General features: G+C 73.7%; 14 protein-coding genes. 8 read left to right on the top strand and 6 right to left on the bottom strand.

The genetic code is table 11. From position 1 onward, the window contains the following. Position 1 precedes the first annotated feature (1 nt). From IH00_RS0121795 to IH00_RS0121785, 3 genes are read right to left on the bottom strand one after another with little or no spacing between them, the layout of a single operon-like run. Complete coding sequence (locus IH00_RS0121795) at positions 2-1015, bottom strand: hydroxymethylglutaryl-CoA lyase (protein WP_078887892.1); 1014 nt, start codon at positions 1013-1015, stop codon at positions 2-4. After that, positions 1012-2961 (bottom strand): acetyl/propionyl/methylcrotonyl-CoA carboxylase subunit alpha, encoded by a 1950-nt coding sequence (locus IH00_RS0121790; protein ID WP_031076136.1) that lies wholly within the window; start codon positions 2959-2961, stop codon positions 1012-1014. Before IH00_RS0121790 ends, IH00_RS0121795 begins: the two co-directional genes overlap by 4 nt. 20 nt (positions 2962-2981) lie before the next feature. After that, complete coding sequence (locus tag IH00_RS0121785) at positions 2982-4598, bottom strand: carboxyl transferase domain-containing protein (protein ID WP_031076134.1); 1617 nt, start codon at positions 4596-4598, stop codon at positions 2982-2984. Positions 4599-4696: 98 nt separating this feature from the next. Between IH00_RS0121785 and IH00_RS0121780 the strand changes: the two genes are divergently transcribed. From IH00_RS0121780 to IH00_RS0121770, 3 genes are all read left to right on the top strand, one after another. Further along, positions 4697-5329, top strand: a complete 633-nt coding sequence (locus IH00_RS0121780) for an SACE_7040 family transcriptional regulator (RefSeq protein ID WP_031076133.1) — start codon at positions 4697-4699, stop codon at positions 5327-5329. Positions 5330-5478: 149 nt separating this feature from the next. Next, positions 5479-6726 (top strand): DUF418 domain-containing protein, encoded by a 1248-nt coding sequence (locus tag IH00_RS0121775; RefSeq protein WP_052411577.1) that lies wholly within the window; start codon positions 5479-5481, stop codon positions 6724-6726. 16 nt (positions 6727-6742) lie between these two features. Next, a complete protein-coding gene (locus tag IH00_RS0121770; protein WP_031076129.1) occupies positions 6743-7513 on the top strand; it encodes a phosphatase in 771 nt (256 codons plus the stop codon). A gap of 55 nt (positions 7514-7568) precedes the next feature. On the opposite strand, the gene IH00_RS0121765 is transcribed toward IH00_RS0121770, so the two are convergent. The 3 genes from IH00_RS0121765 to IH00_RS0121755 form a co-directional block, all read right to left on the bottom strand. Continuing rightward, entirely contained in the window at positions 7569-8432 is an 864-nt protein-coding gene (locus IH00_RS0121765; protein ID WP_031076127.1) for an acyl-CoA thioesterase, read from the bottom strand. A 5-nt stretch (positions 8433-8437) separates the two neighbouring features. Continuing rightward, positions 8438-9595, bottom strand: a complete 1158-nt coding sequence (locus tag IH00_RS0121760; RefSeq protein WP_031076125.1) for an acyl-CoA dehydrogenase family protein — start codon at positions 9593-9595, stop codon at positions 8438-8440. A gap of 106 nt (positions 9596-9701) precedes the next feature. Then, on the bottom strand, positions 9702-11147 hold the full coding sequence (locus IH00_RS0121755; RefSeq protein ID WP_234334923.1) for a helix-turn-helix domain-containing protein: 1446 nt from the start codon (positions 11145-11147) through the stop codon (positions 9702-9704). Between the two features lie 166 nt (positions 11148-11313). On the opposite strand from IH00_RS0121755, the gene speB reads away from it, so the two are divergent. The 5 genes from speB (at position 11314) to IH00_RS0121730 (ending at position 19847) form a co-directional block, all read left to right on the top strand. After that, positions 11314-12309 carry an agmatinase gene (gene speB / locus IH00_RS0121750; RefSeq protein ID WP_031076121.1) on the top strand — a complete coding sequence of 332 codons (996 nt, stop codon included), beginning with the start codon at positions 11314-11316 and terminating at the stop codon, positions 12307-12309. Between the two features lie 414 nt (positions 12310-12723). Further along, on the top strand, positions 12724-14406 hold the full coding sequence (locus tag IH00_RS0121745) for a thiamine pyrophosphate-binding protein (RefSeq protein ID WP_031076120.1): 1683 nt from the start codon (positions 12724-12726) through the stop codon (positions 14404-14406). Between the two features lie 93 nt (positions 14407-14499). Further along, positions 14500-15438 carry a serine hydrolase gene (locus IH00_RS0121740; RefSeq protein ID WP_031076117.1) on the top strand — a complete coding sequence of 313 codons (939 nt, stop codon included), beginning with the start codon at positions 14500-14502 and terminating at the stop codon, positions 15436-15438. Positions 15439-15594: 156 nt separating this feature from the next. Next, entirely contained in the window at positions 15595-19323 is a 3729-nt protein-coding gene (locus IH00_RS0121735; protein WP_031076115.1) for an ABC transporter ATP-binding protein, read from the top strand. A 116-nt stretch (positions 19324-19439) separates the two neighbouring features. Then, positions 19440-19847, top strand: a complete 408-nt coding sequence (locus tag IH00_RS0121730) for a hypothetical protein (RefSeq protein WP_052411550.1) — start codon at positions 19440-19442, stop codon at positions 19845-19847. Positions 19848-19897: the final 50 nt, after the last annotated feature.

Here is a 19897-nt window from a genome sequence, read left to right as displayed (position 1 = left end):
GTCACTCCTTGTGGGAGGCGGCGCCGGCGAGGGCGCGGACGGTGCGGGAGGGGCTGGGACGGCCCAGCCGGCCGGCCAGCCACACGCTCGTGGCGGTGAGCAGGCCGAGGTCGACCCCGGTGTCGATACCGAGGCCGTGGAGCATCCACACGAGGTCTTCGGTGGCGAGGTTGCCCGTGGCGGACTTGGCGTACGGGCAGCCGCCGAGGCCGCCCGCCGAGGCGTCCACGGTGGTTACGCCGTGCTGGAGCGCGGCGAGGGTGTTGGCGAGGGCCTGGCCGTAGGTGTCGTGGAAGTGCACGGCGAGCGCGCTCACCGGGATCCCGGCGTCGTTCAGCGCGGTGAGGAGCTCCCGTACGTGACCGGGGGTGGCCACGCCGATGGTGTCGCCGAGGCTCAGCTCGTCGCAGCCCATCTCCCTCAGCCGGCGGGCCACGCGGGCCACCTGGGCGACGGGGACGGGCCCCTCCCACGGGTCGCCGAAGCACATGGACAGATAACCGCGCACCGTCAGGCCCGCCTCCATGGCCCGGGTCACGACGGGCTGGAACATGTCGAGCGACTCGTCCACGGTGCGGTTGAGGTTGGCCTTCGCGAACGACTCGGTGGCGCTCGCGAACACGGCGACGTGCCGGGCCCCGAGGGCCAGCGCCCGGTCCAGGCCGCGCTCGTTGGGCACGAGCACCGGCAGGCGTACGCCTTCGAGATCCCGGACGAGCGGGAACACCTGCTCGGCGTCCGCCAGCTGGGGCACCCACTTGGGGTGCACGAAGCTGGTCGCCTCCACGGTGGTCAGGCCCGCGGCGGCCAGCCGCCGGATGAACTCGGCCTTCACCTCGGTGGGGACGGTGCCCTGCTCGTTCTGCAGACCGTCGCGCGGGCCGACCTCGTGGATCCGCACACGAGCGGGGAGACCGGGCGCGGGCACGGTCATCGGGAGCCCCGCGGGTCCCGCGGGCCGGGTGGCTCCCGCGGGTTCGGTGGGTCCGGTGGCTCCGGTGGGTCCGGTGGTCATTCCTCCTCCTTCGGGACGACCACGGCCAGGACCTGGTCCATGGCGACGGTGGTGCCGGGCGTGACGTCCAGCTCGGCGACGGTGCCGTCGTGCGGGGCGGAGATGACGTGCTCCATCTTCATCGCCTCCACGACGACCAGCCCCTGACCGGCGACGACTTCGTCCCCGACGGCGACCTTGACGACGGTGACCGTCCCCGGCATGGGCGCGGTGAGCGAGTCGGCGCCACCGTGCGCGGCCCGGCTGAGCGATGCCTCGACGGGGTCGTGGTCCAGGACGTTCCAGCTGTCCCCGTCCCGGCCGAGCCACGTCCCGGCGCGGCGGAAGGTGTGGGTGACGCCGTCCAGGGTGACCGTGACCGCGTCGTCCGTGACCCGCGCCCGGCCCCGGGTCCGGTGGGCGACGGGTTCGGACCCCGCCACCCGCAACCAGTGCGTCACGGGCGAAGGTTCACCGCCGAGGCGCCACCCGCTGGGCACCGAGAAGGGGTCCACCCAGCCGCCGCTGTCCGGCCGGGGCCGCAGCGCGGCCTCCCGGACGGCCGCGGCCGCCTCGTAGACCTCCTCCGGGACGCCGTCGGGGACGAGGCCGTCCACCTCCCGCTCGACCAGGCCGGTGTCCAGCTCGCCGGAGACGACGTCCGGGTGGGCGAGGAGGCGTCGCAGGAAGCCGGCGTTGGTGGGGACGCCGAGGGTGACCGTGCCGGCGAGCGCGGCGCGCAGCGTGCGCAGGGCGGTCGGCCGGTCCTCCGCGTGGACGATGACCTTCGCGAGCATCGGGTCGTACAGGCTGGAGACCTCCGAGCCCTCGCTCAGGCCGGAGTCGGTGCGCACGCCCTCGCCCTGCGGCTCGTCGAGCGCCAGGACGGTGCCGCCGGAGGGCAGGAAGCCCCGGGAGGGGTCCTCGGCGCAGATGCGCGCCTCGACGGAGTGCCCGGTCAGCCGGATGTCGTCCTGGGCGAAGCCCAGCGGCTCCCCGGCGGCCACCCGCAGCTGCCACTCCACCAGGTCGATGCCGGTGACCAGTTCGGTGACCGGGTGCTCGACCTGGAGGCGGGTGTTCATCTCCATGAAGTAGTACGAGGAGGGGTCGCCGCCCGGGACGATGAACTCGACCGTGCCGGCGCCGCGGTAGCCGCAGGAGCGGGCCGCCTGCACGGCCGCCTCGCCCATCGCCGCGCGGGTCGCCTCGTCGAGCAGGACGCTCGGCGCCTCCTCGATGATCTTCTGGTGGCGGCGCTGGAGGGAGCACTCGCGCTCACCGAGGTGGACGACGTTGCCGTGCCCGTCCGCCAGCACCTGGATCTCGATGTGCCGGGGCCGGTCGATCCACCGCTCCACGAGCAGCGTGTCGTCGCCGAAGGAGGCGCGGGCCTCGCGCCGGGCGGCCGCGATCTCGTCCAGAAGCGCCGACTCGACGCGGGTGAGCCGCATGCCCTTGCCACCGCCGCCCGCCGACGGCTTCAGCAGCACCGGCATGCCGATCTCGCGGGCGGCCGCGGCCAGTTCGTCGTCGGTCAGTCCGCTGCCCGAGGAGCCGGGCACCACCGGGACACCGGCGGCCCGCACGGTCTCCTTGGCGCGGATCTTGTCACCCATCAGAGCGATGGCCTCGGCCGGCGGCCCGATGAAGACGAGCCCCGCGTCCGTGCACGCCCGCGCGAACGCGGCGTTCTCCGCGAGGAACCCGTACCCCGGGTGGACCGCCTGGGCGCCGGTGCGCCGCGCGGCCTCCAGGAGCCGGTCCACGCGCAGATAGCTCTCGGCGGCGGCCGGCGGGCCGATCCGTACCGCCGTGTCCGCCTCCCGTACGTGCCGGGCGTCGGCGTCCGCGTCGCTGAAGACCGCGACCGACCGGATGCCGAGGGCCCGCAGCGTACGGATGACACGGACCGCGATCTCGCCTCGGTTGGCCACCAGGACGGTGTCGAACATCGTCGTCCTCATCGTCATCGTCGTAGGTCCCCTCACATCCGGAAGACGCCGAAGCCCGGCTCGCCGAGCGGGGCGTTGGCACACGCGGTCAGGGCCAGCCCGAGCACCTGGCGGGTCTCCAGCGGGTCGATCACGCCGTCGTCCCACAGCCGCGCCGTGGCGTAGTAGGCGCTGCCCTGCCGCTCGTACTGCGCGCGGATCGGCGCCTTGAACGCCTCCTCGTCCTCGGCGGGCCAGTCGTCGCCGCGCGCCTCCAGCTGGTCGCGCTTGACGGTGGCGAGGACGGACGCCGCCTGCTCGCCGCCCATGACGGAGATCTTGGCGTTGGGCCACATCCACAGGAAGCGGGGCGAGTACGCCCGGCCGCACATGGAGTAGTTGCCCGCGCCGTACGAGCCGCCGACGACGACCGTCAGCTTCGGCACGCGCGTGCAGGCGACGGCCGTGACCATCTTCGCGCCGTGCTTGGCGATGCCGCCCGCCTCGTAGTCCCGGCCGACCATGAAGCCGGAGATGTTCTGCAGGAAGAGCAGCGGGATGCCGCGCTGGTCGCACAGCTCGATGAAGTGGGCGCCCTTCTGGGCGGATTCGGCGAACAGGATGCCGTTGTTGGCGACGATGCCCACCGGGTGGCCGTGGATCCGGGCGAAGCCGGTGACGAGCGTCTGCCCGAACTCGGACTTGAACTCCTGGAACCGCGAGCCGTCCACGATCCGCGCGATGATCTCCCGGGCGTCGTAGGGCGTGCGCGAGTCGACCGGTACCGCGCCGTACAGCCCCGCGGGGTCGACCTTCGGCTCCTCGGCGGGCTCCACGGACCAGGGCAGCGGGCCGCGGGCGGGGAGGGTGGAGACGATGTTGCGCACGATGCGCAGCGCGTGGGCGTCGTCCTCCGCGAGGTGGTCGGTGACGCCGGAAATGCGCGAGTGCACCTCGCCGCCGCCGAGCTCCTCGGCGGTGACGACCTCGCCGGTCGCCGCCTTCACCAGCGGCGGTCCGCCCAGGAAGATCGTGCCCTGGTTGCGCACGATCACGGCCTCGTCGCTCATCGCCGGGACGTACGCCCCGCCGGCCGTGCAGGAGCCGAGGACGGCGGCGATCTGCGGGATGCCCGCGCCCGACATGCGGGCCTGGTTGTAGAAGATCCGGCCGAAGTGCTCGCGGTCGGGGAAGACCTCGTCCTGCATGGGCAGGAAGGCGCCGCCGGAGTCGACGAGGTACACGCAGGGGAGCCGGTTCTCCAGGGCCACCTCCTGGGCGCGGAGGTGCTTCTTGACCGTCATCGGGTAGTACGTGCCGCCCTTGACGGTCGCGTCGTTCGCGACGACGACGACCTCCCGGCCGGCGACCCGTCCGATGCCGGCGATCACCCCGGCGGCGGGCGCCTGGTCGTCGTACATGCCGTTGGCCGCGAGCGGGGCGAGCTCCAGGAACGGGGAACCGGGGTCCAGGAGCGTGTCGACGCGGTCGCGCGGCAGCAGCTTGCCGCGCGCGGTGTGCCGGGCGCGGGCCTTCTCACCGCCCCCCAGACGGACGGCGACGAGCCGGGCCCTCAGCTCGTCCGCGAGTTCCTGGTGCGCGGCCTCGTTGGCCTGCCAGGCCGCGGAGGCCGGGTCGGCCGTGCTGCTCAGCACGGGTGCCTGCTGCATCGTGTCGAGCTCCCTTGCTCGTACGACTGAAGTTAATGAGCGTTAACGCGTTTCGTTCAGGTTAACGAGCGCTAACCGCCTTGTCTAGAATCAATCCCATGAGCACCAGAACCGACGCCCCGACGCGCCGCGAGCAGATCCTGAAGGAGGCCGCCCGCCTCTTCGCCGAGCGCGGCTTCCACGGCGTGGGCGTCGACGAGATAGGGGCCGCGGTCGGCATCAGCGGGCCCGGCCTCTACCGCCACTTCCCGGGCAAGGACGCGATGCTCGCGGAGCTCCTGGTCGGGATCAGCGAGCGGCTCCTCGACGGCGGCCGCCAGCGGGTCCGCGAGCACGAGCGCGCCGCCGCCCCGGCCCGGGAGCTGCTCGACGCGCTCATCGAGGGCCACATCGACTTCGCCCTCGACGACCGCCCGCTCATCACCTTGCACGACCGGGAGCTGGACCGCCTCCGGGAGAGCGACCGCAAGCGCGTCCGCCAGCTCCAGCGCCGGTACGTCGAGCTGTGGGTCGAGGCCGTCCGCGAGACCTACCCGGTCCTCGCCGAGTCCGACGCCCGCGCCTCCGTCCACGCCGTCTTCGGGCTGCTCAACTCCACCCCGCACCTCGGCCCCGCGAGCGCCCTGCCCGGCCGCGCGGCGACCGCGGCGCTGCTGCACCGGCTGGCGAGCGGGGCGTTCGCGGCGGCGGCCGACGGCACGGACCCGCACGATCCTGCCCCCGGCGCCTGACGCGCGTCCCCGTTCGTCCCGGCACACCTCTCCACCCCAGGTCGGAGAGGGTGTCCTGCCCAGGTGTGACGCGTTTGCGCCGACCGGCTGACATGCTCGTCACCGGAAACCGGCCCACCGGCCGCAGAACCACCGACCGGGGACGTGAAGTGACGCAGGACCACGCGGACATACCCGCTCAGCCGGTGGCGCCGCGACCGGCCGCCGGACGGCGCATCCTCGAAGTGGACGCGCTGCGCGGCTTCGCACTCGGCGGCATCCTCCTGGTGAACATCCTGGTGATGTCGGGCACGCACGGCCGCACGGCGGCCGACCCGGCCGTGGCGGGCGCCGACCTGGTCGCCCACTGGCTGGTCACCGCTCTCGTCGAGACCAAGTTCTACCTGCTGTTCTCCTTCCTCTTCGGGTACAGCTTCAGCCTGCAGGAGGAGTCGGCGCAGCGCGCCGGAGCACCGTTCGTCCCCCGGATGCTGCGCCGGCTCCTCGGCCTGTTCGTCCTCGGCGCCCTGCACATGGCGCTGCTGTACAGCGGCGACATCCTCACCATGTACGCCGTACTGGGCCTCGTCCTGCTCCTCGTCCGGAACGCGGCGGCCGAGCGCCTGCGGCGCGCCGCGCGCTGGGTGTACGCGATCCCCATCGGCCTGCTGTTCCTCCTGGGCGCCCTCGCCGCGCTCGCACCGGAACCCGGCCCGTCCGAGAGGGCGCGGACCGCGCGGGACGCCGCCCGGCTGGTCTCCGACATGCGGGGCGACGCCGCCGACGTCGTCGCCGCGAACCTCTCCGCCTGGCCCGACGCCGTGGCCGCCCTGCTGCTCGCCGGCGGATCCGTCGTCGCGGCCTTCCTGGCGGGGCTCGTGGCCGGGCGGCGGCACCTGCTCACCGGCGGCACGGCCGGCCCGGCCCGGCTGCGGCGTACGCGCACCATCGGGCTGGCCGTGGGCCTGCCGGGCGGGATCGTGATGGCCGCGGGAACCGTCGCGCCCCTCCCGGAGCGCTGGGAAGTCCTGTGCTACACCGTGGGCCTGGCCACCGCTCCGGCGCTCACCGCCGCCTACGCGAGCGCGCTGATGCTGTGGTTCGCCGGGCCGCGCGGCGCACGGGCGGCCGCCCTCCTCGCACCCGCCGGCCGCATGGCGCTCACCAACTACCTGTGCCAGTCGGTGGTGATGGCACTGCTCTTCACCGGCTACGGACTCGGGCTGTACGGCCGCGCGGGCGCGGCTGCCGCCGTGGCCGCGGCCCTCGCCCTGTACGCGGCCCAGCTGTTCGTCAGCCCCCGTGTGCTGGGGCGCTTCCGGCAGGGGCCCGTGGAGTGGCTGCTGCGCACGGTGACGCTGGGCCGGACGCCCCGGAACTCCGGCATGTGGGACGGCGGGCCTTCCGGGCCCCGCTGACGGCAGAATGGGGGGCATGCCGATACCCAGCCGCGCCGCCCTCGTCGAGCACCTCGTCCGCACCCGGATCGCCGGAGACGTCGCCACACCCCGCGACAACAACCTCTCCCACTACCGCAAGCTCGCGAACGGCGACCGCCACTACTGGCTCGGCCTGGAGCTGGGCGGCCGGTGGACCGACGAGCAGGACGTGCTCGCCGTCATGGCCGAGCGGTGCGGGGTCAACGACGATCCGGCGCACCGCGCCGGGCAGGACACCATCGACCCCGAGCTGACCGTCGACGGGCTCGACCGGATGGCCGCACGGCTGCGCAAGGCAGCCGCCGGCAAGGAGCGGGTGCTGTTCGCGACCGGCCACCCCGGCGCGCTGCTGGACGTGCACAGCCGCACCGCCGCCGCCCTGCGCGCCGCCGGGTGCGACATCGTGCGCATCCCGGGCGGGCTGACGGCCGACGAGGGGTACGTCGTGCAGTTCGCGGACGTCGCGGTCTTCGAGCGCGGCGCGAGTCTGTGGCACACCCACTCGCCGGAGCCGATGAACGCCATCCTCGACCACCTGGCGGTCCAGCCCGACCTGGTGGTCGCGGACCACGGCTGGGCGGGCCGGGCGGGCCAGCGCGGCATCGACTCCGTGGGGTACGCCGACTGCAACGACCCGGCCCTCTTCATCGGCGAGGCCGAGGGCACCATGCAGGTCACGGTGCCGCTCGACGACCACGTCGTCGACCCGCGCTTCTACGAGCCGATGACGGAGTACCTGCTGGACGCCGCGGGGCTCGGCGTCTAGGCGTCACGAGCCCGGCAGGGGCCGGACGCGGGGACCCGGGGACGCGCCGCGGGGCTCAGCCCCGGGGGACGCGGACCACGCCCTCCTGGATGACGGAGATCGCCAGCCGTCCGTCCTGGGTGTAGATGCGGGCCTGGCCCAGTCCGCGGCCGCCCGACGCGGAGGGTGACTCCTGGTCGTACAGGAGCCACTCGTCCGCGCGGAAGGGCCGGTGGAACCACATCGCGTGGTCCAGCGAGGCGCCCACCACGTCGCCGACCGCCCAGCCGCCGCGGCCGTGCGCGAGCAGCACCGAGTCGAGCAGCGTCATGTCGGAGACGTACGTGGCGAGGCAGACGTGCAGCAGGGGGTCGTCCGCGAGCTTGCCGTTGGTGCGGAACCAGACCTGGGAGCGCGGCTCGCGCGGCTCCCCGACGCTGCCCCACGGCGGCACCTCGGCGTATCGCAGGTCGACCGCCGCGCGGGCTTCCACCAGCCGCTCGGCGACCGCGGCGGGCAGGTGGCGCGGCAGCATCTCGGCGGCCGTCGGCAGGGTCTCGGGGTCCGGGGCGGGCGGCATGTCCGCCTGGTGCTCCAGGCCCTCCTCGTACGTCTGGAACGACGCAGAGAGGTGGAAGACCGGCTGTCCGTGCTGGACGGCGACGACCCGCCGCGTGGTGAAGGAGCGGCCGTCGCGGATGCGGTCCACGGTGTAGACGATCGGCGCACCCGGGTCGCCGGGGCGCAGGAAGTACGCGTGGAGCGAGTGGGCGAGCCGGTCCCCGGGGACCGTGCGGCCGGCCGCGACCAGTGCCTGGGCGGCGACCTGGCCCCCGAAGACGCGGGGGACCAGGGCCGACCGGGACTCGCCGCGGAAGATGTCCTGCTCGATCCGCTCCAGGTCGAGCAGAGCGAGCAGGTCGTCGAGCGCTTGGGTCACAGGGCCTACAGGCCCATCGACTTGGCGATGATGGACTTCATGATCTCGCTGGTGCCGCCGTAGATGCGGTTGACGCGGTTGTCCGCGTACAGGCGGGCGATCGGGTACTCGTTCATGTAGCCGTAGCCGCCGTGCAGCTGCAGGCAGCGGTCGATGACGCGGTGAGCGACCTCGGTGCAGAAGAGCTTGGCGCTGGCGGCCTCGGCCGGGGTCAGCTCGCCCGCGTCCAGGGCCTCCAGGGCGCGGTCGGCGACGGCTTCGGCGGCGTCGACCTCGGCCTGGCAGGCGGCCAGCTCGAACTTGGTGTTCTGGAAGTGGGCGACCGGCTTGCCGAAGACGGTGCGCTCGGTCACGTACTGCTGCGCGAACCGGACGGCCGCCTTGGCCTGCGCGTACGCGCCGAAGGCGATGCCCCAGCGCTCGGAGGCCAGGTTGTGGCCGAGGTAGTAGAAGCCCTTGCCCTCCTCGCCGAGCAGGTCCTCGACCGGGACCTTGACGTCGACGAAGGCGAGCTCGGCGGTGTCGGAGGTGCGCAGGCCGAGCTTGTCCAGCTTGCGGCCGATGGAGTAGCCCTCGGACTTGGTGTCCACGGCGAACAGGGAGATGCCGAAGCGGCGGTCCTGCTCGCTCGGGGCGGAGGTGCGGGCGCAGACGATGACGCGGTCGGCGTGGACACCACCGGTGATGAAGGTCTTGGCGCCGTTGAGGACGTAGTGCGTGCCGTCCTCGGAGAGCTTGGCGGTGGTCTTCATGCCCGCGACGTCGGAGCCGGTGCCCGGCTCGGTCATCGCCAGCGCCCACATCTCCTCGCCGGAGACGAACTTCGGCAGGTAGCGCTTCTTCTGCTCGTCGCTGGCGAGCATCTTGATGTACGGCAGGGCGAGCAGCACGTGCACGCCGGAGCCGCCGAACTGGACGCCCGCGCGCGAGGTCTCCTCGTACAGCACGGCTTCGAACTTGTGCGTGTCGAGGCCCGCGCCGCCGAACTCCTCGGGGACGTTGATGCCGAAGATCCCGAGCTCGCCCAGCTTGTAGTAGAAGTCGCGCGGCGCCTGGCCCGCCGCGAACCACTCGTCGTAGACGGGGACGACCTCGGCCTCGATGAAGGCGCGGATGGTCTCCCGGAACGCCTCGTGGTCCTCGTTGAATACGGTACGGCGCACCGACGCCTCCTTGGGCTGCATGTGGCTAAGCGCTTGCTCAGGGTCTCACCCTCGAAGTTACCCGGCAGTCACCGTGGCTGTCCAGGGTCGTTCATGTCACAACCACTCAGCGCAGGCGCAGCGCGAACCACAGCTCCATGCGGACCTCGGCGTCGTCCAGGTCGGCCTCCAGTAGGGCGGCGCACCGCGCGATGCGCTGGCGGACCGTGTTGCGGTGCACGCCCAGCGCCGTCGCCGTGCGGTCCCAGTTTCCGTGCAGCGACAGCCAGGTGCGCAGGGTCTCCGTCAGGGGCTCGGTGAGCGGTCCGAGCAGCGCGCGGGCGTGGGCGGCGGCCTCCTCCGGGTCGACCAGCGCCGCCAGGCCCGCCTCGCGGTGCCGGGCCAGCGGGGTGTGCGCGGCCCGGGCGCGGCGCAGCGCCCGGGCCGCTTGGCGGTCCGCGGCGCCGAGCCCGTCGGGGTCCGCCGGGGCGCTGACCCCGAACGTCCAGCCCCGGGGCGGCGCCGCCGGCTCGCGGCCGGCGGGCAGGAGCGCCCGGACCCTCCCCTCCCGGGCGTCCACCAGCGGGGTGCCCAGCGCCGGCGGAGGACCGTCACCGCGCGCGTGCACCACGGTCCACGGCGCGTCGCCCAGCAGCGGGGCCACCTCCGCGGGCGCCGCTCCCAGCAGCAGCCGTACCAGCGCGCTTGAGCGGGCGGCCTCCTCGGCGCCCTGGTGCGGCGCCGTCAGCAGCGACAGCAGCACCACAGCGACCCCCGCGACCGTGTGGTCCCCCGGCTCCCGCCGCGCCGCCGCGACACCGAGCGAGAGGCGCCGCTCGCCGCCGAGGGCGTACGCGGCGAGGTGCATCCCGCCGGCGGTGTCCGTGGCGGAGGAGGGGCGGGCCCCGGTGCGGAGCACCCCGGCCAGCCGCACCAGCGCCGCGGCCGCCTCCGGTGCGACCGCCTGCCCGGCCGCCGCGTACTCCGTGCCGTCCGGCGCGTGGAGCGCGGCCCGTCCGCCCAGCCGGGACGCCAGCGCCCGGAGCACCGCGGGCACCGGATCGGGCCGCGCCGCGGCGGACGCCAGCGCCTGCTGCGCCTGCGTCACGCGCCGCAGCTCGTGGTGGCGGGCCTGCTCCATCAGCCGCCACACCGCGCGCCCCACCGCCGCGAACGGGGTCCCGGGCGGTACCTCCAGCAGCGGCAGTCCGTGCCGCGCGCAGGCCGCGACCAGCCCGTCCGGCACGGTGTCGTGCACCGGCGCCACCCCGAAACCGAGCGCCGCGGCGCCCGCCGCCACCACCCGCGCGACGTACCGCTCGGGGTCGGTGAGCTGCACGCCCGCCGTCAGCAGCAGCTCGCCGCCGAGCAGGTACGGGTACGGGTCGGCCATCTCGGAGGCGTGCACCCAGTGGATGCCGGTCCCGGGCGGGCCCGCGATCAGGCGCAGCCCGAGGTCCTCACGGCCGAGCAGGTCCCGGAGCGGGACCGACGGCCCGGGCGGCGCGGGCGCCGCCTCGGCGCCGGAGGGCGCGGGGTCCGCCGGTCCGGGCGGCGTGGACGAGGACGACATGGACACTTCCTCCATCCATAACACCGGTAGTGGAGGAAACGTACACTTCAGCCCCGCTCGCGGGCCACCTACTGTCGTCCCGTCGGCAGCGACCGGGGTGGTTCCGGCCCACGGTTAGCCTTATAGGTCGAAAAGCTGAAAAGTCGCTGAAAGAAGGCATGTGGACATGAGCAGCACCGAGAACGCGACGCCGCGCGGCCCCATCGACTCGTCCCGCATCCCGCGGTACGCCGGACCCGCCACGTTCGCGCGGCTGCCGCGGCTCGACGAGGTCGGCACCGCCGACGTCGCCGTCGTCGGCGTGCCCTTCGACTCCGGTGTCTCCTACCGCCCCGGTGCCCGCTTCGGCGGCAACGCCATCCGGGAGGCCTCGCGCCTGCTGCGCCCGTACAACCCGGCCCAGGACGCCTCGCCCTTCGCGCTCGCGCAGGTGGCGGACGGCGGCGACATCGCCGTGAACCCGTTCAACATCAACGAGGCCGTGGAGACGGTGGAGGCCGCCGCCGACGACCTGCTCGGCACCGGCGCCCGCCTGATGACGCTGGGCGGTGACCACACCATCGCGCTGCCCCTGCTGCGCTCGGTGGCGAAGAAGCACGGCCCGGTCGCCCTGCTCCACTTCGACGCCCACCTCGACACCTGGGACACCTACTTCGGCGCCGAGTACACGCACGGCACGCCGTTCCGCCGGGCCGTCGAGGAGGGCATCCTCGACACCGAGGCGCTCTCGCACGTCGGTACGCGCGGCCCGCTGTACGGCAAGCAGGACCTGACGGACGACGAGAAGATGGGCTTCGGCATCGTGACGTCGGCCGACGTCTACCGCCGCGGCGCCGACGAGATCGCCGACCAGCTCCGCCAGCGCATCGGCGACCGCCCGCTGTACATCTCCATCGACATCGACTGCCTCGACCCGGCCCACGCGCCCGGCACCGGCACCCCCGAGGCGGGCGGCATGACCTCCCGCGAGCTGCTGGAGATCCTGCGCGGCCTGGCCTCGTGCAACCTGGTGTCGGCGGACGTCGTCGAGGTCGCCCCGGCGTACGACCACGCCGAGATCACCTCGGTCGCCGCCTCCCACACGGCGTACGAGCTGACGACGATCATGTCCCGCCAGATCGCGGCGAACCGCGCGGCGGCCGCGGAGTCCCCGGCGAAGTAACCCGCACCGCCGCGGGCCCGGCCCTGCGAGCCGCCCGCCTCCGGGGGCCGTGCTTCACGGGCACGGTTCCCGCGAGGACTGTGCCCCGGAGGTGCGGGTGACCGTCTCCCGGAGCTCCGGGCCCGCCCCCGTGGAACCTTCGGGCTCACCCCTGTGGAACCTTCGGGCTCACCCCCGTGGAGCCTTCGGGCACCCCAGTGGAGCCTTCGGGCTCGGCCCCGTGTGACCGAAGGGGAGTGAGGCGAAGGGGCGCGGCGGTGTCGAAAGGGAGAACGCGCGGAGATTCGCGAGGCACGAGCGAATCGAGCACGATGGACCGTCGACACCGCCGACAGGCGCCCCGGAGCTGAACCGAACCCATCAAAAAAAGGGGGCGCCCCGGAGCCGAACCGAGCCCTGAAAAAGAAGGCACACGTGACTCACGACCACGACCTGGTGCTGCGGCCCTCCACGGCGCAGACGGAGGCCGCGCTGAACCCGCCGCCCGGCCGGACCGGGGGCGACCTCGTGGTGGAGACGCTCGCGGGGCTGGGGGCCACCACGGTCTTCGGCCTGCCCGGGCAGCACGCGCTGGGCATGTTCGACGCGCTGCGCCGCTCCTCGCTGCGGTACGTGGGCCTGCGGGCCGAGAACAACGCGGGTTTCGCCGCCGACGCGTACGGCCGCATCACGGGCGAGGCGGCGCCGCTGCTGCTGTCCACGGGGCCCGGGGCCCTGATGTCGCTCCCCGCGCTCCAGGAGGCGGCCGCCGCCAGCGCCCCCGTCCTGGCCATCGGCAGCCAGATCCCGGTCGCCGGGCTCGGCGGGAGCCGCCGCGGCTACCTGCACGAGCTGCGTGACCAGCAGGCGTCCTTCCGTGACGTCGTGAAGTCCGTGCACACGGTGCGGTCCCAGTCGCAGATCCCGTCGGCGGTCGCCGCCGCCTGGCAGTCGGCGCTGACCGTGCCGCACGGTCCCGTCTGGGTGGAGATCCCGCAGGACGTGCTGCTCGCCGAGGCGGCCCTGCCGGTGGTCACGGCTGTCGACGCCACTCCGGAGGAGCTCGCCCCGCGCCCGGAGCTGACGGCCGTGGCCGCGCACCTGCTCGCCCGCGCCGAGCGGCCCGTGATCATCGCGGGCGGCGGGGTCGTGCGCTCCGACGCGTCCGGCAAGCTGCGGGCGCTGGCCGAGCGGCTGAGCGCTCCTGTCGTGACCACCTTCGGCGGCAAGGGCGCCTTCCCCTGGGAGCACCCGCTGTCGCTCCAGTCGTGGCTGGAGGACCGGCACACCACCGATTTCCTGGAGGACGCGGACGTCCTTCTGGTGGTCGGTTCCGGGCTGGGTGAGCTGTCCTCGAACTACCACACGTTCGCCCCGCGGGGCCGGATCATCCAGATCGAGGCCGATCTCGGCAAGCTGGAGTCCAACCATCCCGCCCTCGGCATCCACGCCGACGCCCGGCTCGCCCTCATGGCGCTGCTGGAGACGGTTCCTGCGCGCGAGGACCCCGCCGCCGCCGAGCGCGTCCGCGCGGTGCTGGCGAAGGTGCGCGCGCGGCTCGCCGCCCAGGACCTCGCCCTGGAGCAGGAGGTCCTGGCGGCCGTGCGCGGTGCCCTGCCGGACGACGCGCCGAGCTTCTGGGACATGACGATCCTCGCCTACTGGGCCTGGTCGGCCTTCGACACCCGCCGCCCCAACACCATGCACTCGGCGCAGGGCGCCGGCGGCCTCGGGTACGCCTTCCCGGCGGCGCTGGGCGCGGCGGTCGCCGACCCGACGGGGCCGGTCCTGGCCGTCTCCGGCGACGGCGGCGCCATGTATTCCCTCGCGGAGCTCGCCACGGCGAAGCAGTACGGCCTCGACGTCACCTGGCTCATCGTCGACGACGGCGGTTACGGCATCCTGCGCGAGTACATGACCGACGCCTTCGGCACCGCCACCGGCACGGAGCTGGACCGCCCGGACTTCGTCGCCCTGGCCGGGTCCTTCGGCGTGCCCGCGGTCCGTACGACCCCGCAGGCCCTGCGCGCGGACCTCGCGGCCTCCCTCGCCACGCGCGGACCCTCGGTGGTCGTGCTCCCGGCCCGCCTGCGGATGTTCGCGCCGACGCACGGGTGATCCGGGCCGTACGGCAGCGCCCCCGGCGGGGCGCTGCCCGGCCCGTCGCCGCCGCCCGTACAACCTTCCGCGCACCCGGGTGTCTGACAGGGTGTGACATCCATACACCGCACCCGACGCGGCGCGCTGTGCACGGCCCTCGCCCTCGGGGTCCTGCTGCCCACCGCCGCCACGGCGACGCCCGCCGCCGCCGCGACCCCGGCCGTGACGTGCACGTCCGGCCAGGCGGGGCTCGCCACCAAGCTGTCCCAGGACATCGCCGCCGCCCTCAAGGGCCGCGCTTCCACGACGGCCGTCGCCGTCTACGACCGCACCACCAAGACGCACTGCGAACTGCGCGCCACGCAGAAGTTCGACTCGGCCAGCATCGTCAAGACGACCATGGTGGCCACCCTGCTGTGGGACGCGGGCAAGCAGAAGCGCCGGCTGACCCAGCGCGAGATCGACCTGAGCACCGCCGCGATCACCAAGTCCGACAACGCCGCGACCAGCGCGCTGTGGAAGCAGCTCGGCGTGGCGAAGATCAGCGCGTTCCTGCAGACCGCCGGGATGACGCAGACCGTGCCCGGCTCGGGCGGCTACTGGGGGCTCACCCAGGTCACCGCGCGTGACCAGCGCAAGCTGCTCGGTCTGCTCACCAACCAGAACGGTGTGCTGAGCGACAGCGCGCGCTCGTTCGTGCAGAGCCTCATGCGGCGGGTGATCTCGTCGCAGCGCTGGGGCACGCCGGCCGGTACGCCGACCGGCGTCACCGTGCACGTCAAGAACGGCTGGCTGTCGCGCGCCACGCACGGCTGGCGGGTGCACAGCATCGGCGCGTTCACCAGCGACAAGGCGAACTACTCGATCACCGTCCTGACGCACGACAACGCGACGATGACCGACGGCGTCAACACCATCCAGGCCGTCGCGCGGGTGGTCCACCGGGATCTCAACCCGACCGCGTCCACGACCGGCCGGTCGTTCTTCACGCCGCCCGCCGTCCCGCACGAGGTCATGCCGCCGGTGCCCGAGACCGGTCCCGCCTCCTAGCCGGCGAGCCGCTCACCCCACGCCCCGGTCCGGCCCGTCGCGGCACGCCGCGCGCACGGCGCAGCACCATGAAATGTTGCGACGGGATGAAATTCGTACCGGGGCGTGTTGGTGCCTTCCGTCGGATTGCGTCCGGACGGACAACGGGAGGCACCAGTGGCGGCGGCTGAGGCGGCGGAACAAGGGTGGGCACGGCGGCTGGCCGGCTACGCCTGGCGGTACCGGCGCAACGTCGTCCTCGCCCTGGGCTCGTCCCTCGCCGGCATGGCCGTCATGGCCGTCGTCCCGCTGATCACCAAGGTCGTCATCGACGACGTCATCGGCGACGGCAGGAGACCGCTCGCCGTGTGGACCGGGCTCCTCGTCGCCGCCGCACTCGTCGTCTACGTCCTGACGTACGTGCGCCGCTACTACGGCGGACGCCTCGCCCTCGACGTCCAGCACGACCTGCGCACCGAGATGTACGGGACGATCACCCGGCTCGACGGGCGGCGCCAGGACGAGCTGTCCACCGGGCAGGTCATCGGCCGCGCCACCAGCGACCTCCAGCTGATCCAGGGCCTGCTCTTCATGCTCCCGATGACCATCGGGAACGTCCTGCTGTTCCTGATCTCGCTCGTCGTCATGGCGTGGCTGTCGCTGCCCCTCACCCTCGTCGCCCTCGCCGTCGCGCCGGCCCTGTGGTTCATCGCCCGCCGCAGCCGCACCCGCCTGCACCCCGCCACCTGGTACGCCCAGGCCCAGGCCGGGCACGTGGCGGGCGTCGTCGACGGCGCCGTCTCCGGCGTCCGCGTGGTCAAGGGCTTCGGGCAGGAGGAGCAGGAGACCGGCAAGCTGCGCGACGCGAGCCGCAAGCTCTTCGCCGGCCGGCTGCGCACCATCCGCATGAACGCCCGCTACACCCCGGCGCTCCAGGCCGTGCCCGCCCTCGGGCAGGTCGCCATGCTCGCCCTCGGCGGCTGGCTGGCCACCCGCGGCCAGATCACCCTCGGCACCTTCGTCGCGTTCTCCACCTACCTGGCGCAGCTCGTCGGACCGGTCCGGATGCTCGCCATGGTGCTGACCGTGGGACAGCAGGCCCGAGCGGGCGTCGAGCGCGTCCTGGAGCTGATCGACACCGAGCCGGTGATCCGGGACGGGACGAAGGAGCTGCCCGCCGACGTCCCCGTGGGCGTCGAGTTCGACGACGTGTCGTTCGCGTACGAGGACGGGCGTCCCGTCCTCGACGGCTTCTCGCTGGAGATCCGCCCCGGCGAGACCGTCGCCGTCGTCGGCGCCTCCGGCAGCGGCAAGTCCACCGTCTCGCTGCTGCTGCCGCGCTTCTACGACGTGACGCACGGCGCCGTGCTGGTGGGCGGGCACGACGTGCGCGAGCTGACCCTCGCCTCGCTGCGGGCCGCCATCGGGCTCGTGCCGGAGGACAGCTTCCTCTTCTCCGACACCGTCCGCGCGAACATCGCGTACGGCAAGCCCGGCGCGACCGACGAGGAGATCCGCGCGGCGGCGCGCGCCGCGCAGGCGGACGGCTTCATCGACGAGCTGCCGGAGGGGTACGACACCAAGGTCGGCGAGCACGGGCTGACCCTCTCCGGCGGCCAGCGCCAGCGCGTCGCCCTCGCCCGCGCGATCCTCACCGACCCGCGGCTGCTGCTCCTCGACGACGCCACCTCGGCGGTCGACGCGCGCGTGGAGCACGAGATCCACGAGGCGCTGCGCTCGGTGATGGCCGGGCGCACCACGCTGCTCATCGCCCACCGCCGCTCCACCCTGAACCTCGCCGACCGGATCGCCGTCCTCGACGACGGCCGGCTGTCCGACATCGGCACGCACGAGGAGCTCCAGGCGCGCTCCGCGCTCTACCGGCGGCTGCTGACCGACCCCGACGAGCTCGGCGGCGTCTCGCCCGGCCACGCGGTGGCGGCGTCCGCGCCGGAGGAGGACCACACCGTCCGCGAGGAGCTGGACGCCGAGTACGACGCGGAACGCGGCATCACGCCCTCCCTGTGGGAGCGCGACGTCCACGCGGCCGGCGACTCCGACACCCCCGGCGCCACACCGGAGCTGCTCGCCCAGGTCGAGGCCCTGCCGCCGGCCACCGACGCGCCGGACGTCGACGAGGCCCGGGCGGTCACGCCCGAGGAGTCGTACGGGTTGCGCCGGCTGCTGGGCGGCTTCGGGCTGCCCCTGCTGGTGAGCCTGCTGCTGGTGGCGGTCGACGCCGGGACGGGCCTGCTGCTGCCGGTGCTGATCCGGCACGGCATCGACGAGGGCGTCGAGCAGCTCGCGCTGGGCGCCGTGTGGGTGGCCTCGGCGCTGGCGCTGGGGACCGTGGTCGTGCAGTGGGTGGCGCAGACCGGTGAGATCCGGATGACCGGCCGCACCGGCGAGCGGGTGCTGTACGCGCTGCGCCTGAAGATCTTCGCGCAGCTCCAGCGCCTCGGGCTCGACTACTACGAGCGCGAGCTGACCGGTCGGATCATGACCCGGATGACCACGGACGTGGACGCCCTGTCGACGTTCCTCCAGACCGGGCTCGTCACCGCGTTCGTGTCGGTCGTGACCTTCTTCGGGATCATGGTGGCGCTCCTCGTCATCGACGTGCAGCTGGCACTGGTCGTCTTCGCTACGCTGCCGGTGCTGATCGTCGGGACGTTCTTCTTCCGACGCTCCAGCGTCAAGGCGTACGAGCTGGCGCGTGAGCGGATCAGCGTGGTCAACGCCGACCTCCAGGAGTCGGTGGCCGGGCTGCGGATCGTCCAGGCGTTCGGGCGCGAGGGCACCGGCGCGCGGCGGTTCACCGAGCTGAGCGCGGAGTACCGTGCGGCCCGGGTGCGCGGCCAGTGGCTGATCTCGGTGTACTTCCCGTTCGTGCAGCTGCTGTCGTCGGTGGCGGCCGCGGCGGTGCTGATCGTCGGCGCGGGACGCGTGGAGGCGGGCACCCTGACGACCGGCGCCCTCGTCGCGTACCTGCTCTACATCGACCTGTTCTTCGCGCCCGTGCAGCAGCTGTCGCAGGTCTTCGACGGCTACCAGCAGGCGACGGTGTCGCTGGGACGGATCCAGGAGCTGCTGCGGGAGCCCACGTCGACCGCCGCCCCCGAGCGGCCGCGCCCCGTGCCCTCCCTCCGGGGCGAGATCGCCTTCGAGAAGGTCTCCTTCTCGTACGGCGCGGACACCGGCGGCGAGGAGGAGGCGGCGCTCACCGGCGTGGACCTGCGCATCCCGGCCGGGCAGACGGTGGCGTTCGTCGGCGAGACCGGCGCGGGCAAGTCGACGCTGGTCAAGCTGGTCGCACGGTTCTACGACCCGACGTCGGGCCGCGTCACCGCCGACGGCACCGACCTGCGCGACCTCGACCTCACGGCGTACCGGCACCGCCTCGGCGTGGTGCCCCAGGAGGCGTACCTCTTCCCGGGCACGGTCCGCGACGCCATCGCGTACGGGCGACCGGACGCGACCGACGCGGAGGTGGAGGCGGCGGCGCGCGCGGTCGGCGCGCACGACATGATCGCCACGCTGGACGGCGGCTACCTCCACGAGGTCGCCGAGCGCGGCCGGAACCTGTCGGCGGGCCAGCGCCAGCTGATCGCCCTGGCCCGCGCGGAGCTGGTCGACCCGGACGTCCTGCTCCTCGACGAGGCGACCGCGGCGCTGGACCTGGCCACCGAGGCGCAGGTGAACGCCGCCACCGACCGGCTGGCCGGCCGGCGCACCACCCTGGTGGTCGCCCACCGGCTCACCACGGCGGCGCGGGCGGACCGGGTGGTCGTCATGGACCACGGCCGCGTCGCGGAGGACGGCACCCACGAGGAGCTCCTGGCCCGGGGCGGCCGGTACGCCCAGCTGTGGGCCACCTTCGTGGGCGAGGCGCCGCTGGTGGCCTGATCCCGGATGCGACGCTCCGCGCGCCCGGCGGGCCGACCGCCGGGCGCCCGCACGCAACCATCCACCGGCCGCTTGCGTCGTACGCATGTACGCTCACGAGGCGAAGAGGAGCAAGCGTGTTCGGTGGGGCGCAGGTGGCCGGAACGGCGAAACGACTGTTCGTGCACGTCCTCGCGGTGCTCGTCGCCGTGAGCGCCCTCACCCTCGCCGGGCCCGGTACCTCCCGCGCCGAGGCGGTGGCCGCCTGCTCCGGGCGGCTCGTCAAGACCCTGCCGTTCCGCACCGGAACGCTGAAGGTCTACAAGAACCGCCAGTACGCCTGCGCCGTCGCCGTGGCGAACAAGCCGGGCGCCCGCCGGGCGATGGCCGTGTCCGTGCAGCCGCGCGGCGGCCGCGCCGCCGTCGACGCGGGGCGGTTCACCCGGCAGGCCGGGCCCGTCACCGTGCACGCCCTCAACCGCTGCGTCCGCGTCTCGGGTTCCGTCGCCGGCCGGGGCGGCACCACGGGGTGGATCCTCTGCTGAATCCCGCTGGTGTCCGCAAGTCACTCTGGTCCCGGGGGCGTTGACCCCGC

The sequence above is a fragment of the Streptomyces sp. NRRL S-118 genome (genome assembly GCF_000716335.1).
Taxonomy (GTDB): Bacteria; Actinomycetota; Actinomycetes; order Streptomycetales; family Streptomycetaceae; genus Streptomyces.
The sequence above is the reverse complement of the archived record's forward strand: the minus strand, read 5'-3'. Positions and strand labels throughout refer to the sequence as shown.